Raw genomic sequence first — 14865 nt, forward strand, 5'->3', positions numbered from 1 at the left:
GCCTTAGTCCCCAACTACATGTTCTGATAGACCGGCCCCTCGCCACCCTGCGGCGGCACCCAGTTGATGTTCTGGTTCGGGTCCTTGATGTCGCACGTCTTGCAGTGCACGCAGTTCTGGGCGTTGATGACGAAGCGCACATCCTTGGCCGTCGGATCAGCGGCGGCATTGCCTTCCGCGTCGACCCATTCATAGACGCCCGCCGGACAATAACGCGTCGACGGTCCGCCGAAGACGTCGTGCTCCGAACTCACCTGCAAGGCCGGGTTCTTGACCTGGAGATGGACCGGCTGGTCCTCCTCATGGTTGGTGCCCGACAGGAAGACAGACGACAGTCGGTCGAAGGTCAGCACGCCGTCCGGTTTCGGATAGACGATCTTCTGGTGCTTCGATGCCGGCTCGAGCGCGGCGGCGTCGGTCTTGCCGTGCTTCAGCGTGCCGAAGGGCGAGACGCCGAACAGCGTGTTCAGCCACATGTCGAGGCCACCGAGGCCAACGCCGACGATGGTGCCGAAACGCGACCACAACGGCTTGACGTTGCGAACCTTCTTCAAGTCCTTGCCGATGTCGGTGCCGCGCCAGGCTTCTTCATAAGAGGCCAGTTCGTCATTGGCCCTGCCGGTGGCGATGGCTTCCGCGACGTGCTCGGCCGCCAGCATGCCGGACAGGACGGCGTTGTGAGAACCCTTGATGCGCGGCACGTTGACGAGGCCGGCCGCGCAGCCCATCAGCACGCCGCCGGGGAAGGACATCTTCGGCACCGACTGCCAGCCGCCCTCGGTGATGGCGCGCGCGCCATAGCCGATGCGCTTGGCTCCGGCGAAGGTCGGCGCGATCGCCGGATGCGTCTTGAAACGCTGGAATTCCTCGAACGGCGACAGATAAGGGTTCTTGTAGTTCAGGTGCACGACGAAGCCGACCGCAACCTGATTGTCTTCCAGGTGATAGAGGAAGGAGCCGCCGCCGGTCTTCATGTCGAGCGGCCAGCCGAAGGAATGCTGGACGAGGCCGAGCTTGTGGTTCTCCGGCTTGACCTGCCAGAGTTCCTTCAGGCCGATGCCGAACTTGGCGGGCTCGCGGCCTTCGGCGAGGTTGTATTTGGCGATGAGCTGCTTGGCGAGCGAGCCGCGCGCGCCTTCGCCGATCAGCACATATTTGCCCATCAGCGCCATGCCGGGCGCGAAGTTCGGGCCATGCGAACCGTCTTTCTCGACGCCCATGTCGCCGGTGTAGACGCCGGTGACCGCGCCCTCTTCGTTATAGAGCAGCCCGGCGGCGGCGAAGCCCGGATAGATTTCGACGCCGAGCGCCTCGGCCTTGCCGGACAGCCAGCGGCAGACGTTGCCGAGGGAGACGATGTAGTTGCCGTGATTGTTCATCAGCGGCGGCATCAGGATGTTCGGCAGGCGGAAGGAACCGGCCGGTCCCAGAACCAGGAAATGATCAGCCGTCACCTCGGTCTTGAAAGGGTGGTCGCTCTCCTCGCGCCAGCCGGGCAGAAGGCGGTCGATGCCGATCGGGTCGACGACGGCACCGGACAAGATGTGGGCGCCGGCCTCGCCGCCCTTTTCCAGGACGACAACGGAAAGATCGGGGTTGACCTGCTTGAGCCGGATCGCCGCGGCGAGCCCCGCCGGCCCCGCGCCGACGATCACCACGTCGAATTCCATGCTCTCCCGTTCGATCTCGCTCATCAGGTCCCTCCGCACTGGCTTGCCGTTCCGGCATCTTGCTGGCTCATGCGCTCCATAGCGCATCATTCCGCGACGCGAAACCGGCTCGCAACGACAGCACCGTTCCGCCGGCCGGCAAAGCTTCACGTTGGCGCAGAATATTTGACGTTCACGTAAACGTCAAATAGAGCGCAACCCTTGAAAACGGGAGCTTTTCGCGGAACCGGATATCGGTCATAGTCCTGTTCATGCGCAGTCGTGGGCCAGCCGGCTTAACATTATCGCGCCTATCCCCTGCCCCAGGCCGACTATGGCCGGCGGCCATCCTCGGTTTTCTCCTGACGATCTCGACTGGCGCGGCGCAGGACAAGCAAAAGGTCTGGGACAGCGGCCCCTATTCCTTCTCCGACGAGCTGGGCGGTTTCCGCATCACCGGCGTTTCCGGCAAGGGCACGCGGCAGGACCCGATCGTCATCCAGGAAGAGCTGAGGTCGGCGACGCCGATTACCCTGACCATCAGGGCGATCCGCCCGGTCATCCCGTTCGATCCGTCCGGAGACTATGTCAGCGGCATCCTCTACATGCGTGTCGTCACGATGAACAACAGCGGCCATCCCTGGCAGGAATTCCAGTTCGAGCTGCAGAAGATACTGGGCGAGCCGAGCACATTCAGCGATGGCCTCTCCTTCGACCAGCGCGACCCCGAGCCGGAGCATGTCTCGTCGTCCAACTTCGCCAAATTCGAGCGGCTGCTGGAGCCCTATGACCGCCTGCTGTTCTCGCAGGGCAAGATCGACCCGAAAAAGTCCGGCGAGTTCGAATTCCTGATCACCGATTATACGCCGCGCTGGGCCTTCTACATCGTGCAGGACCCGCGCATTCCCTCGACCTGAACGATTGTTTCCACCCTGCGAGACCCTGGCGGCGGCCGGCCCGAAGGGTGGCCGCAGGGCCTTGTCAGCATAGTGCGAGGCCGACGCGGCGCGCCGCTTTCCGAAAAGCCCGCAATCAGTCATACTTGCGTCATGCGCAGCACCGGCCAGAGGTGGTTTCCAGCTTGGTGCCTTCCCACCGCCCGGCGCCTTGCGAGCCTGGCGATCCTTCCCGGTTTCCTTGCAGTATCAGCACCTCACAGCCATGCCGGCGAACACAAGGCGTGGCCGTGCGGCCCCTACGCCGTCTCGGACGAACTCGGCGGTTTCCGCATCTCGGGCGCTTCCGGCAAGGGCACGCGCACCGATCCCATCGTGATCGACGAGGAGCTGGATTCGCCCGAGCCCGTGACGCTGACCATCCGCACCACCCGCCCGATCGTGCCCTTCGATCCTTCCGGCGACTATGCCTCGGGGCAGCTCTATCTGCGCATCAACGCGCTCAACAACAGCGGCGAACCGTGGGTGGAGTTCGAATTCGAACTGCAGTCGGTTCTCGGCCAGCCGAGCGACGACACCGACGGTCTTTCCTTCGACCAGCGCAACGTGACCCCCGACAACATCCACTCCAGCACTTATGCCCAATACCACCGGGAGCTGCGCCCCTATGACCGGCTTCTGTTCAAGAAGGGCCAGGTCGACCCCAAGCATGTCGCGGAATTCGAATATCTGGTGACCGACTACACGCCACGCCTGGCGATCTACATCCTGCAGGAACCGCGCGTGCCGGTGATGTGAACAGCGGCCTCTTCGCGCGGGCTCCGCTCTTGCAAATCGCGGCCGGCCGGCAGATGGTGCCGGCATGACTGCCCCCAATCTCGACCATGGCGCGGACCTTTACGGGCTGCTCGCCTTCTATGCCGAAGCCGGCGTGGATGAAGCGCTGAGCGACGAGCCGATCGACCGCTTCGCCGAAGCGCGGCAGGCCGTCAACGCTGCGCCGATTGCAGCGGCGCAAGCCAGTGAAGCGACGGCTCCGACGCGCGCGGCCCCGGCGCCAGCCGCACGGTCGGCGCCCCCGCCCATGCCGGCGCAACCCTCAGCGAGCGTGCCGGATGAGGCGCAGGCGGCCCTGGCGCGCCAGCTTGCTGCCCAGGCCTCGACGCTGGACGAACTGCGACAGGCCATGGCCGGCTTCGACGGCTGCAACCTTAAATTCACCGCCAAGAACCTGGTCTTCGCCGATGGGAACCCCAATGCGGCGCTGATGCTGGTGGGCGAAGCGCCTGGCCGCGACGAGGATTTGGAAGGCCTGCCCTTCGTCGGCCGTTCCGGCCAGCTGCTCGACCGCATGCTGAAGGCCATCGGCCTCGACCGCAGCTCGGCCTATATCGCCAATGTCATCCCTTGGCGTCCGCCGGGCAACCGCACGCCGACGCCGCACGAGACCGAAATCTGCCGTCCGTTCATCGAGCGCCAGATCGAGCTGGTCAATCCGAAGGTGCTGATCAATCTGGGCGGGCCTTCGGCGAAAACCCTGCTCAACACCACCGAGGGGATTCTGAGGCTGCGCGGCAACTGGCGCGTCCATATGACGGCCAGCGGCACCGCCATTCCCGCGATGCCGACGCTGCACCCGGCCTATCTGCTGCGCACGCCCGCCCACAAGCGCCTGGCCTGGCGCGATTTCGTCGAAGCCAAGATCAAGCTGCGCTCCCTCGCCTGACGACAAAAACCAAGCGCCGCGACCCGTATCCGGTTCTCGGCGCATGATTTGTTCGGCACTTTGGCCAGTTCATTCTCAGGCAGGCTGACGGCGCAGCCCGACATATTGCAGCTCGGCGAACAGCGCGACCGCCACGGCCTGGGCGCTGACGAAGGCGATGCCGAGCAGGTTCGGCGAGATGGCGCCCGAGACGAGCAAGCCGAAGCTGGCGACGACCCAGAGCACGTTGATGGCGATGATCTCGACCAGCATGGCCCGCGACACCGTCTGACGGCGCGACACGGCGAAGACCATCGCCACGAAAGGCACCAGGGCAACGCCCGCCCAAAACAGCAGGCCGGAAGGAATGCCGAGCAGCGGGCCGAGCAACGACGCGCCGGCAAGCGCCAGGACGGCAGTGGCGCCCGTGGCGACGGCATCAAGCAGCAGCACGTTGCGGAGGAACGGGGTGACAGTGATCGGCATTGGCTTTCTCCTGTTGGTGATGCGGCGGACCGTTCCGGCATCTGATGACCGGACAATGCCAAGGCCGTTCATGCCTGGCGATTACGCGCCAGGTAATGGAAATAACTTTCTTCCGATCATAGATTTGCAGCCATCCGAGGAGCTTCAACGCGCTGCTGGCCTGCATTGCCCGCCGTCCGCGCGACAAGAAAGAAAAGACCACGATGACCACGCCCGAAACCTCAGCCGGCAGCCTGATCCGCGAATGGCGCACCCGCCGCCGCATGAGCCAGCTCGACCTCGCCATGGAGGCGGAAATCTCGCAGCGGCACCTCTCCTTCGTAGAAAGCGGCCGCGCCATGCCCTCTCGCGACATGGTGCTGCGGCTGAGCGAGCAGCTGGCGGTGCCGCTCAGACAGCGCAACCAGATCCTGTTGGCTGCCGGGTTCGCTCCGTCCTTCTCGGAGCGCAAGCTTTCCGATCCCGACCTGGCACCGGCCATGGACGCGGTGAAGCTGGTGCTGAAGGGGCATGAACCGTTCCCGGCGCTCGCAGTCGACCGCCACTGGAACCTGATTTCCGCGAACGCGGCACTGGCGCCGCTGCTTGCCGGCGTCACCGATCCTGCCCTGCTCGAGGCGCCGGTGAACGTGTTGCGGCTCAGCCTGCACCCCAAGGGCGTCGCGCCCAACATCGTCAACCTCGCGGAATGGCGCGCGCATCTGCTTGAACGGCTGAAGCAGCAGGTTGCGGCTTCGGCCGACCCTGTTTTGGAGAAACTAGAGGAGGAGCTGCGCTCCTATCCCGTCCTGTCCGCCACGCGGGCACCGAAACCGGAGGCCAACGCCTTCGTGCACCCGCTGCGGCTGAAGCTGGACGGCACCGTGCTGTCCTTCATCAGCACCACCACGGTGTTCGGCACACCGCTCGACGTGACGCTGTCGGAACTCGCCATCGAGACCTTTTTCCCGGCCGACGAAGAGACGCGCCACGCGCTGGCCTGCCTTGCGCTCGAACGCACAAAGGCAGTCGGCAAGGCCTGATCAGCCGGGCGGTTGCGACGCCTTGCGCGAGGCGGCGCGTTCGAGGCCGAGCTGCCGCTCACGCAGGATGATGAACAGGCCAGCGGCGACCACGATGGCGCCGCCCACCAGCATGTGCAGGGTGGGCACGTCGCCGAACGCGAAATAGCCGACGACGATCGACAAGAGCATGGACGTGTATTCGAACGGCGCCACCACCGACGCCTCGGCGTGGCGATAGGCCGAGGTCATCAATATCTGCCCGAGCCCGCCGCAGAAGCCGGCAAGGATGAGCAGCAACACTTGACGGGTGGCTAGCGCCTGCCAGCCGAACGGCACCGTCAGCAATGCTACCACGCTGGCGGTCAGCGAAAACCACAGGACGATGGTGGCGGTGCGCTCGCTGTGAACGAGGCTGCGTACCAGAAGCATGGCGACCGCCGAAATCGCGGCGGCGATGAAGGCGGCGATGACGCCGAGGACTTCCTGGTCGCCAAGTGCGGCGCCCGAGCGCAGCAGCGTCAGGGTCGGCCAGGAGATGATGAGCACGCCAACCAGCCCGACCGCCACCGCGCCCCAGCGGTAGATGCGGATGGTTTCGCCAAGGAAGATCGCGCTGAACACCACGACCAGCAGCGGCTGGGCATAGTTCAGCGTGATCGCCTCGGGCAGTGGCAGCCGGGTCAGCGCGAAGAAGCCGAAACCCATGGCGCTGACGCCGACCACGCCGCGCGCGATGTGGTTGAGCGGCCGTTTCGTGGAGAAGGCGGTGCGCAGCTCGTGCCGGAAACCGAGGAAGATCAGGATCGGAAAAATAGCGAAGAAGGAGCGGAAGAAGACGATCTGGCCGGCCGGCAGTTCACCGGCGGCCTTGATCAGCGACGACATCGCTACGAAGACGGCGACTGAACAGATTTTGAATGTGATGCCGACCAGCGTGCGCTGCTGGCCGGACGATGCGTCCGATGTCACTGCATGCCAGCGTCCTGGATCGCTCCCCAGATGCGCGACGGAGTTGCCGGCATGTCGATGTGCCTGATGCCGTAGGCGCGGTAGAGCGCGTCGGTGACGGCATTGAGCGTCGCCGGCGTAGCGCCGATGGTGCCGGCCTCGCCTGCCCCCTTGATGCCGAGCGCATTGGTGGTCGACGGCACGTTGCGGGTCTCGAAATGGAAGGACGGCACGGTGTCGGCGCGCGGCATGGCGTAATCCATGAAACTGGCGGTCAGCAATTGCCCGTCCTCGCTGTAGACCGTGTCTTCGGTGAGCGCCTGGCCGATGCCCTGCACGACGCCGCCATGCACCTGCCCGGCCAGAAGCAGCGGGTTCACCGTTACGCCGAAATCGTCGACGATGGTGTAACGCGTAATCGCGGTGGCGCCGGTGTCGGGATCGATCTCGACCTCGCAGATATGCGTGCCGTTGGGATAGGTGCATTCGTCCTGCAGGAATTCGCCGAAGCCGCGCAGATCGTCCGGTCGCTTGGCCGCCTTGGCAATCGCCGCGAAATCCATCGACCGGTCGGTGCCGACGATGCGAGCCATGCCGCCCTCGAGCTCGATGTCGGCGGCGGCCGCCTCCATCTCGTCGGCGGCAATGCGCCTGATCTTCTCGGCGAGGTCTTCGCCGGCACGCGCGGTGGAAACACCGCCGAGCGGGATCGAGCGCGAACCGCCGGTGCCGCCGCCGGCCTTCAATTCGTCGGTGTCGCCCTGTCGAACGTGGATCCTGTCGATCGGCAGGTTGAGCTTGTCGGCCAGGAACTGCGCATAGGCCGTGGCGTGGCCCTGGCCGTTGGACTGCGTGCCGATCTTCAACGTCACCGTGCCGTCGCCATTCAGCTCGACATGGGCCGGCTCGGAACCGGGGAAGGCGCAGGCCTCGACATAGGTGGCCATGCCGATGCCGCGTATCCTGCCGCGCCGTTTTGCGTCCTCCAGCCGTTCTGAAAATTGAGTCCACGCAGCCCGTTGCATGGCCTGGCTCATGTGGCCCTCGAATTCACCAGTGTCGTAGAGCCTGCCTGTCTGGGTGCGATAGGGCATCTGCTGTGGGCGGATGAAGTTGCGGCGGCGGATCTCCTCGACCGGCAGGCCGAGGTCGTGCGCGCAGGCGTCGACCAGCTTCTCGATCAGCAATGCCGCCTCGGGCCGGCCGGCGCCGCGATAGGCGTCGACGGGCGTGGTGTTGGTGTAGACGGCGGTCACCGAAACATCGAGCGCCTGGATGTCATAGACGCCGGTCGACATCGAAACGCCGACGACGGGAATGTAGGGACCGTATTGCGAAACATAGGCGCCGAGATTGGCGGTGAGGCCGATGCGCAAGCCGAGGAAACGCCCCTCGCCGTCCATCGCCATTTCCGCGGTGGCGAGGTTATCGCGGCCATGCGCGTCGGTCAGGAAATGTTCGGTGCGGTCGCCTGTCCATTTGACCGGCGTGCCAAGCCGCTTGGCCGCCTCCAGCACAAGCACGTGTTCGCGGTACGCGAAAGCCTTCGGACCGAAGCCGCCGCCGACATCGGGGGTGATGACGCGCAGCTTGTCGCGACCGATGCCGAAGACGCCGGCCACCACATATTGCATCGAATGCACGCCCTGCGAGCCGGTGGTCAGAACGAAGCGATCCTCATCGGCATTCCATTCGCCGATGGCGGCCCGCGCCTCCATATAGTTGCAGATCAGCCGGTTGTTGACGAAGTCGATGCGGGTGACCCGCTTGGCGCGGGCGAAAGCGGCGTCGGTCTTGGCCTTGTCACCGATATGATAGGCGTAGGCGCGGTTCGAGCCGAGTTCGGGCCAAACCAGCGGTGTTCCGGCATCGAGCGCCGTCGCGGTGGCGCCGGCGGCGTCCAGGCTGTCGTAATCGACCTCGATCAGTTCGGCAGCGTCCTGCGCCAGCGCCCGGCTATCGGCGACGACGAAAGCCACGGCATCGCCGACATAGTTGACCTGATCATGGCACAGGATCGGGATGTCGCGCGTCGGCGCGCGCGTGCCGTCCGGCTGCGGCTGCATCACCGTGGAACGCAAAGCCCGCAGATGACCGAGATCGGCGCCGGTCAGCACCAGATGCACGCCGGGCGCAGCCTTAGCGGCCTCGGTCGAGCCGATGGAAAAGCGCGCCTTGGCCGCCGGCGAGCGCAACACGTAGCCGTGCAGGACACCGTCTGGGCGAATATCGTCGGTATAGCGACCGCGGCCCGTGATGAAGCTGACGTCTTCGACGCGGCGGACCGCGGCGCCCATCCCGAATTTCGGAGTGACGGCCGTCATGGGAACCTCGCAGCGGATGGCGAAAGGATGGATCAGGTTGAGATAGACCTACCGCCAGTTTTGTCGAGGGGTGGTTTCGTGTAAAGAGCCGCAACCTCAATAATCTTGAACCAGCGTCTGCTGGTCTCGCCAGCCTTTCAGGAAAGCCACGGATGCGCACAGACACCGGCCAGGTCTTCAAGCTCGAAGACTACCGTCCAAGCGACTATCTCATCCCCGCCATCGACATGGCTTTCGCACTTGCACCGGACGCAACCAGGGTTGTGGCGACATTGACGGTGGAACGCCGGCAAGGCGTGGCCGCGGGCACGCCGCTGCTGCTCGACGGCGACGAGCTGAAGCTGGTCCGCGTCGAGATCGATGGCAAGCCGCTGAAAGAGGCCGCCTATGCGGTAACGCCCGACCAGCTGACGATCCTTGCTCCGCCAGCCGCACGCTTCAGCCTGACCATCGAGACCGAGGTGAACCCGTCGGCCAATAGCGCCCTGATGGGGCTCTACCGTTCGAACGGCGTCTATTGCACGCAATGCGAGGCCGAGGGTTTCCGGCGCATCACCTATTTCCTCGATCGGCCCGACATCCTGTCGGTCTACACGGTGCGCATCGAGGCGCCCAAGGCCGAGGCACCGCTGCTGTTGTCCAACGGCAACCCGGTCCGCCATGGCGAACTTGCCGGCGGCCGCCACTTCGCCGAATGGCACGACCCCTTCCCCAAGCCCTCCTACCTGTTCGCGCTGGTGGCTGGCGATCTCGGCAGGCTGGCAGACGAATTCACCACCATGTCCGGCCGCAAGGTCGAACTCGGCATCTATGTCGAGCACGGCAAGGAAGCGCTGGCCAGCTATGCGATGGACGCCCTCAAGCGCTCGATGACATGGGACGAGGAAAAGTTCGGCCGCGAATACGACCTCGACGTCTTCAACATCGTCGCCGTCTCCGACTTCAACATGGGCGCGATGGAGAACAAGGGCCTCAACATCTTCAACGACAAATATGTTCTGGCCGACCAACAGACCGCGACCGACGCCGATTTCGCCAATATCGAGGCGATCATCGCGCATGAATATTTCCACAATTGGACAGGCAACAGAATCACTTGCCGCGACTGGTTCCAGCTCTGCCTGAAGGAAGGGCTGACCGTTTATCGCGACCATGAATTCTCGGCCGACCAGCGTTCGCGCCCGGTCAAGCGTATCGCCGAAGTGCGCACGCTGCGCGCGCACCAGTTCCCGGAGGATCAGGGGCCGCTGGCGCATCCGGTGAGGCCGCGCCGCTACCGCGAGATCAACAACTTCTACACGGCGACCGTCTACGAGAAGGGCTCGGAAGTGGTGCGCATGATCCGCACCATCCTGGGCGCCGAGATGTTCCGCGCCGGCATGGACCTCTATTTCGAGCGCCATGACGGCGACGCCGCCACCATCGACGACTTCCTGAAAGTGTTCGAGGACGTTTCCGGCCAGGACCTGTCGCAATTCGCGCTCTGGTATCACCAGGCCGGCACGCCGCATGTGACGGTGAGTTCTGCCTACAACGCAAGCACCCACGAGTTCACGCTGGAGATCGAACAGTCGTCGCCGCCGACGCCGTCGGAGAGCCGCAAGCGGCTGATGCACATTCCGCTGGCCTTCGGGCTTGTTGGCCCCGATGGTGAAGACCTCGCTTTTGGCGAGGTGAGCGGCGCCACGGTGGAAGACGGCGTCCTTCACCTGCACAAGCGCCGGCAGACAGTGGTTTTCAAAGGCCTCAGCGAACGGCCGGTGCTGTCGCTGAACCGAGGCTTTTCCGCGCCGATCACGCTGTCGCTGGAGCAGAAGCCCGAGGACCGGATCTTCCTCGCCGGCAATGACGGCGACGCCTTCTCGCGCTGGCAGGCCTTCAACACGCTGCTCACCGACGCGCTGATTGCCGGCTTCCGCCGCATGCTCGGCAACAGGCAGCCGGAGTTCGCCGCCTCGCTCGGCGAGCTTGCCGGCCGCATCGCCGCAAATGCGTCGCTGGAGCCGGCCTTCCGCGCCCTGGCGCTGACGCTTCCCGCCGAAGCCGACATCGCCCGCGAGATCGGCAAGGGCATCGACCCGGACGCGATCTTCGCCGCACGGGAAGCGCTGGCCCGGTCGATCGCGACGGTCAATGAAGAGGGTTTCAGGCAGCTCTACGCTGAATTGAACAGCGATGGTCCGTTCCGGCCCGACGCCGACGGCGCCGGACGGCGCGCCCTGCGCAACGTGCTGCTCGACTATCTGGCGCTGCTGCCAGGCGGCGCCGAATTCGCCGCCCTGCACTTCGCCAGCGCCACCAACATGACCGATCGCGCCGCCGGCCTGACCGCGCTGGCGCATCGCCATGCCGGCACGCCGCAGGCCGTGGATGCACTGGCGCGGTTCGAAAACGAATATTCCAGCGACGCGCTGGTGATGGACAAATGGTTCCTGATCCAGGCCAGCGCGCCGGGACCCGCCGCGTTGGACACCGTGCGTGGGCTGACCGCGCATCCCGCCTTCTCGATCGGCAACCCGAACCGCGTCCGTTCGCTCATCGGCACCTTCGCCGGCGCCAACCAGACCGGCTTCCACCGCGCCGACGGCGAGGGTTACCGCTTCTTTGCCGAGACGGTGCTGGAGGTGGAGAAGCGCAATCCACAGGTCGCGGCGCGGCTCGCCACCGCGATGCGCTCCTGGCGGTCGCTGGAACCGGTGCGCCAGGGCAAGGCGCGCGAGGCGCTGGTGTCGATCCTCAAGGTGGAAAAGCTCTCGGCCGATCTGAAGGACATCATCGAGCGCACGCTGGCCTGAACCGGCCCAAGTGGAAGCTTTGGCCGGCGATACAGAAAACGCCGGTCAAATTTATTAAATCTTTAATATTTTCTCCCCGCCCACTGGACAAGGCGAATCACCTTTGATTCTTTAGTGACGATTCGGAAGTGCGGTGTAACCGGGTCATCATCGGGGTTTTTGGGGAGAGCCAGTCAATGGCCAAGGCGGACGCGTTGCGCGCGCCCGGACGGACAGCTTTTGAGCGGCGCGGGCAATCGCGACGCGGTGGCGCCTTCGCAGGCAATGCCCGGCTCATCTCTGCTCCGACCTACGGCCAGTTGCTCGCCGCCGAGCCGGTTCTGCGCCGGCTGATCCCCTCGCTCATCATCCTGTTTCTCATTGCCATCGCCGGCCTGCGCTGCCTGTCGCTGATGAACTGGCACGACGAGATCGACCGCAACGCCAAGGCGATCCTGACACTCGCAGCCGGCGAACTGGCGAAGTCCGGTCCGGCTAGCGGCGCCAGCGACCCGCAGGACCTGATCGAAGAGGCCGTGCGCCAGGGCTCGCTCAGCCCCGACCATGTGCTGGCGCTGACCGACCGGAACTTCAAGGTGCTGGCGGTATCGCCCAAATCGACGCGCTGGCAGGGCCGCGCGCTGGATACGGTCGTGTCCGGCGGACAGCCTCTGTTCCTGTTCGGCGAACGCGCCGGCGTGCTCGACGTGCAGATCGGCGAGCAGAACTGGTACGCCGCCGTCGATCTGAGACCCGATGGCAAGGGCGCCGCCGCCGTGCTGGTGCCGCAGGACGCCGTCTTCGTCGAATGGCGCAAGGCCGTCTCGCTCAATGTGACGCTGTTCGTGCTGACCGCCGGCGTGCTGCTCGTCGTGCTCTACGCCTATTTCTGCCAGGTGACGCGCGCTAAGAGCGCCGACCGCATCCTGGCAGAATCGCTGCAGCGCATCGACATGGCGCTGGTCAGGGGCCGTTGCGGCTTGTGGGACTGGGACATGGTGCGCGGCAAGATGTACTGGTCGCGCTCGATGTACGACATGCTGGGCTACGAGCCCTGCGAGACGATGCTGTCCTTCGGCGAGGTCGACGAGATCATCCATCCCGAGGACGGCAATCTGTTCGAACTGGCCGAACGCATCGTCGCCCGCGAAATCGACCAGATCGACCAGGTCTTCCGCATGCGCCATGCCAATGGCCAATGGGTGTGGATGCGCGCCAGGGCGCAGGTGATGGACCCGGACGCGCCCGAAATCCAGCTCATCGGCATTGCCGTCGACGTCACCGAGCAGCGCCATCTGGCACTGCGCTCGGAGGCCGCGGACCTGCGCCTGCGCACCGCGATCGAGAACATCAACGAATCCTTCGTGCTGTGGGATGCGGCCGAGCGGCTGGTGATGTGCAATTCCAAGTTCCAGTACGACAACGGCCTGTCGGACCGCAGCGTCATGCCCGGCACCGAGCGCACCGAGATCGAGGAACGCATGCTGGCCTTCGCCTCGGAGCGGCGGCTGGCCAACACCAACGGTCCGAATGGCGGCGTGAGCATCGAGCGGCAGCTTGGCGACGGCCGCTGGCTGCAGGTGAACGAATTGAAGACCCGCGACGGCGGCACCGTCTCGGTCGGCTCGGACATCACCCAGATCAAGCAGCATCAGGACAAGCTGATGGACAGCGAGCGCCGGTTGATGGCGACGATCCACGACCTCAGTCTCGCCCGCCGCGCCGAAGAAGAGCGCGCCCGCGAACTGGTGGAGCTGAACCGCAAATACATCCGCGAGAAGGACCGCGCCGAGGCCGCGAACCAGGCCAAGTCGGAGTTCCTGGCCAACATGTCGCATGAGCTGCGCACGCCGCTCAACGCTATCATCGGCTTCTCGGAGCTGATGGAACAGGGGCTGTTCGGGCCGCTCGGCTCGTCGCGCTACGACGAATATGCCACCGACATCAATTCGTCCGGCAAATATCTGCTCGGCGTCATCAACGACATTCTCGACATGTCGAAGATCGAGGCCGGCCAGTTCTCGATCGACCGCGAGGAGATCGATCTCAACCCGCTGATCAGCGAAACGGTGCGGGTGGTGTCGCTGCAGGCCGCGCAGAAGTCGATCACCGTGGAAACGCGCATCGCCGACAGCCTGACGCTGGTGGCCGACCGCCGCGCCATCAAGCAGATCGTCATCAATCTCCTGTCCAACGCCGTCAAGTTCACCGGCCAGGGCGGGCATATCGTGGTCAGGGCGCGCAATGCGTCGGGCGCGCTGACGCTGACCATCGAGGACAATGGCTGCGGCATTCCGAAGACGGCGCTTGGCAAGCTCGGCCGGCCGTTCGAACAGGTGCAGAACCAGTTTTCCAAGAACCACACCGGTTCCGGTCTCGGGCTCGCCATCTCGCGCTCGCTGGCCGAACTGCATGGCGGCGCGTTGAAGATCCGCTCCACGGAAGGAACCGGCACCATCGTTTCGGTGCGCATCCCGATCCGCAAGGCGCAGCAGCCGGTGAAGGCGGCGGCCTAACTTTCCGCAATGCCCGTCAGGCAATGGCCGGCGACTTCCGTCGCCGGCGTGCTCGCTTCATCGACCGCGCTTACTCCGCGCCTTCGAGGCGGTGGCCGCGGCCACCCTTCGGCAATTCGTTCTTCTCGATCTTGCCGTCGTTGTTCTTGTCGAGCAGCGCGAAGACCTTCTTCTGGCGGGCAGTGACATCTTCCTGGGTCAGGACGCCATCACCCTTAGTGTCGTAGCGGGAGATGATGCGCTTGGCCATCTGCTCGAAGCGGGCTTTTTCGAGCGCCGCGGCAAGCTGTTCAACGGTGACCTTGCCGCCATTGTCGGCGAGGATCTTCGTCAGTTGCGGGTTCATCGCCGCCTCGAACTGGTCGAAAGTGATGCCGCCGTCGTTATCCTTCAACGCCTTCTGCAGACGCATGCGGACACCGTCGCGCATGCCGTCGCCCTTTTCCTGCGCATAAGCGGCCGTGCCAACCACACCGGCCAGGGCCACGAACGCAAATGCCAGTTTTGTCGATTTTCTCATCGGTATCTCCTGTTGCATCGTTACCCCCGATGCTTCGGGAAGG

Annotated in this window: 11 protein-coding genes; 6 read left to right on the forward strand and 5 right to left on the reverse strand. The window is 64.8% G+C overall.

What is annotated here, in order from left to right; all coding sequences use genetic code 11:
- Positions 1-14: 14 nt before the first annotated feature.
- Positions 15-1694 carry an electron transfer flavoprotein-ubiquinone oxidoreductase gene (locus FZF13_RS27480; RefSeq protein ID WP_024925470.1) on the reverse strand — a complete coding sequence of 560 codons (1680 nt, stop codon included), beginning with the start codon at positions 1692-1694 and terminating at the stop codon, positions 15-17.
- Positions 1695-1921: 227 nt separating this feature from the next.
- On the opposite strand from FZF13_RS27480, the gene FZF13_RS27485 reads away from it, so the two are divergent.
- From FZF13_RS27485 to FZF13_RS27495, 3 genes are all read left to right on the forward strand, one after another.
- Positions 1922-2566 (forward strand): hypothetical protein, encoded by a 645-nt coding sequence (locus FZF13_RS27485; protein WP_024925471.1) that lies wholly within the window; start codon positions 1922-1924, stop codon positions 2564-2566.
- 132 nt (positions 2567-2698) lie between these two features.
- The gene (locus FZF13_RS27490; RefSeq protein ID WP_024925472.1) at positions 2699-3343 is read left to right on the forward strand and encodes an MATH domain-containing protein; all 645 of its coding nucleotides are present in this window, start codon (positions 2699-2701) and stop codon (positions 3341-3343) included.
- Positions 3344-3407: 64 nt separating this feature from the next.
- A complete protein-coding gene (locus tag FZF13_RS27495; protein WP_024925473.1) occupies positions 3408-4271 on the forward strand; it encodes a uracil-DNA glycosylase in 864 nt (287 codons plus the stop codon).
- A 75-nt stretch (positions 4272-4346) separates the two neighbouring features.
- Here FZF13_RS27495 and FZF13_RS27500 read toward each other — a convergent pair whose 3' ends face one another.
- Entirely contained in the window at positions 4347-4736 is a 390-nt protein-coding gene (locus tag FZF13_RS27500; RefSeq protein ID WP_024925474.1) for a hypothetical protein, read from the reverse strand.
- A 203-nt stretch (positions 4737-4939) separates the two neighbouring features.
- On the opposite strand from FZF13_RS27500, the gene FZF13_RS27505 reads away from it, so the two are divergent.
- Positions 4940-5758: a helix-turn-helix domain-containing protein gene (locus FZF13_RS27505; RefSeq protein WP_024925475.1), complete on the forward strand. Its 819-nt coding sequence runs from the start codon at positions 4940-4942 to the stop codon at positions 5756-5758.
- Here the strand turns inward: FZF13_RS27505 and FZF13_RS27510 are convergent, their stop codons facing one another.
- Complete coding sequence (locus FZF13_RS27510; RefSeq protein ID WP_395408867.1) at positions 5759-6625, reverse strand: DMT family transporter; 867 nt, start codon at positions 6623-6625, stop codon at positions 5759-5761.
- Positions 6626-6705: 80 nt separating this feature from the next.
- Positions 6706-9012: a xanthine dehydrogenase family protein molybdopterin-binding subunit gene (locus tag FZF13_RS27515; protein ID WP_024925477.1), complete on the reverse strand. Its 2307-nt coding sequence runs from the start codon at positions 9010-9012 to the stop codon at positions 6706-6708.
- 152 nt (positions 9013-9164) lie between these two features.
- Between FZF13_RS27515 and pepN the strand changes: the two genes are divergently transcribed.
- Together pepN and FZF13_RS27525 are read left to right on the forward strand one after the other, a co-directional pair.
- A complete protein-coding gene (gene pepN / locus FZF13_RS27520) occupies positions 9165-11807 on the forward strand; it encodes an aminopeptidase N (protein ID WP_024925478.1) in 2643 nt (880 codons plus the stop codon).
- Positions 11808-11983: 176 nt separating this feature from the next.
- Positions 11984-14302, forward strand: a complete 2319-nt coding sequence (locus FZF13_RS27525; protein ID WP_024925479.1) for a PAS domain-containing sensor histidine kinase — start codon at positions 11984-11986, stop codon at positions 14300-14302.
- Positions 14303-14372: 70 nt separating this feature from the next.
- On the opposite strand, the gene FZF13_RS27530 is transcribed toward FZF13_RS27525, so the two are convergent.
- On the reverse strand, positions 14373-14822 hold the full coding sequence (locus FZF13_RS27530; protein WP_024925480.1) for an EF-hand domain-containing protein: 450 nt from the start codon (positions 14820-14822) through the stop codon (positions 14373-14375).
- Between the last annotated feature and the right edge of the window lie 43 nt (positions 14823-14865).

The sequence above is a fragment of the Mesorhizobium terrae genome (assembly GCF_008727715.1).
Taxonomy (GTDB): domain Bacteria; phylum Pseudomonadota; class Alphaproteobacteria; order Rhizobiales; family Rhizobiaceae; genus Mesorhizobium; species Mesorhizobium terrae.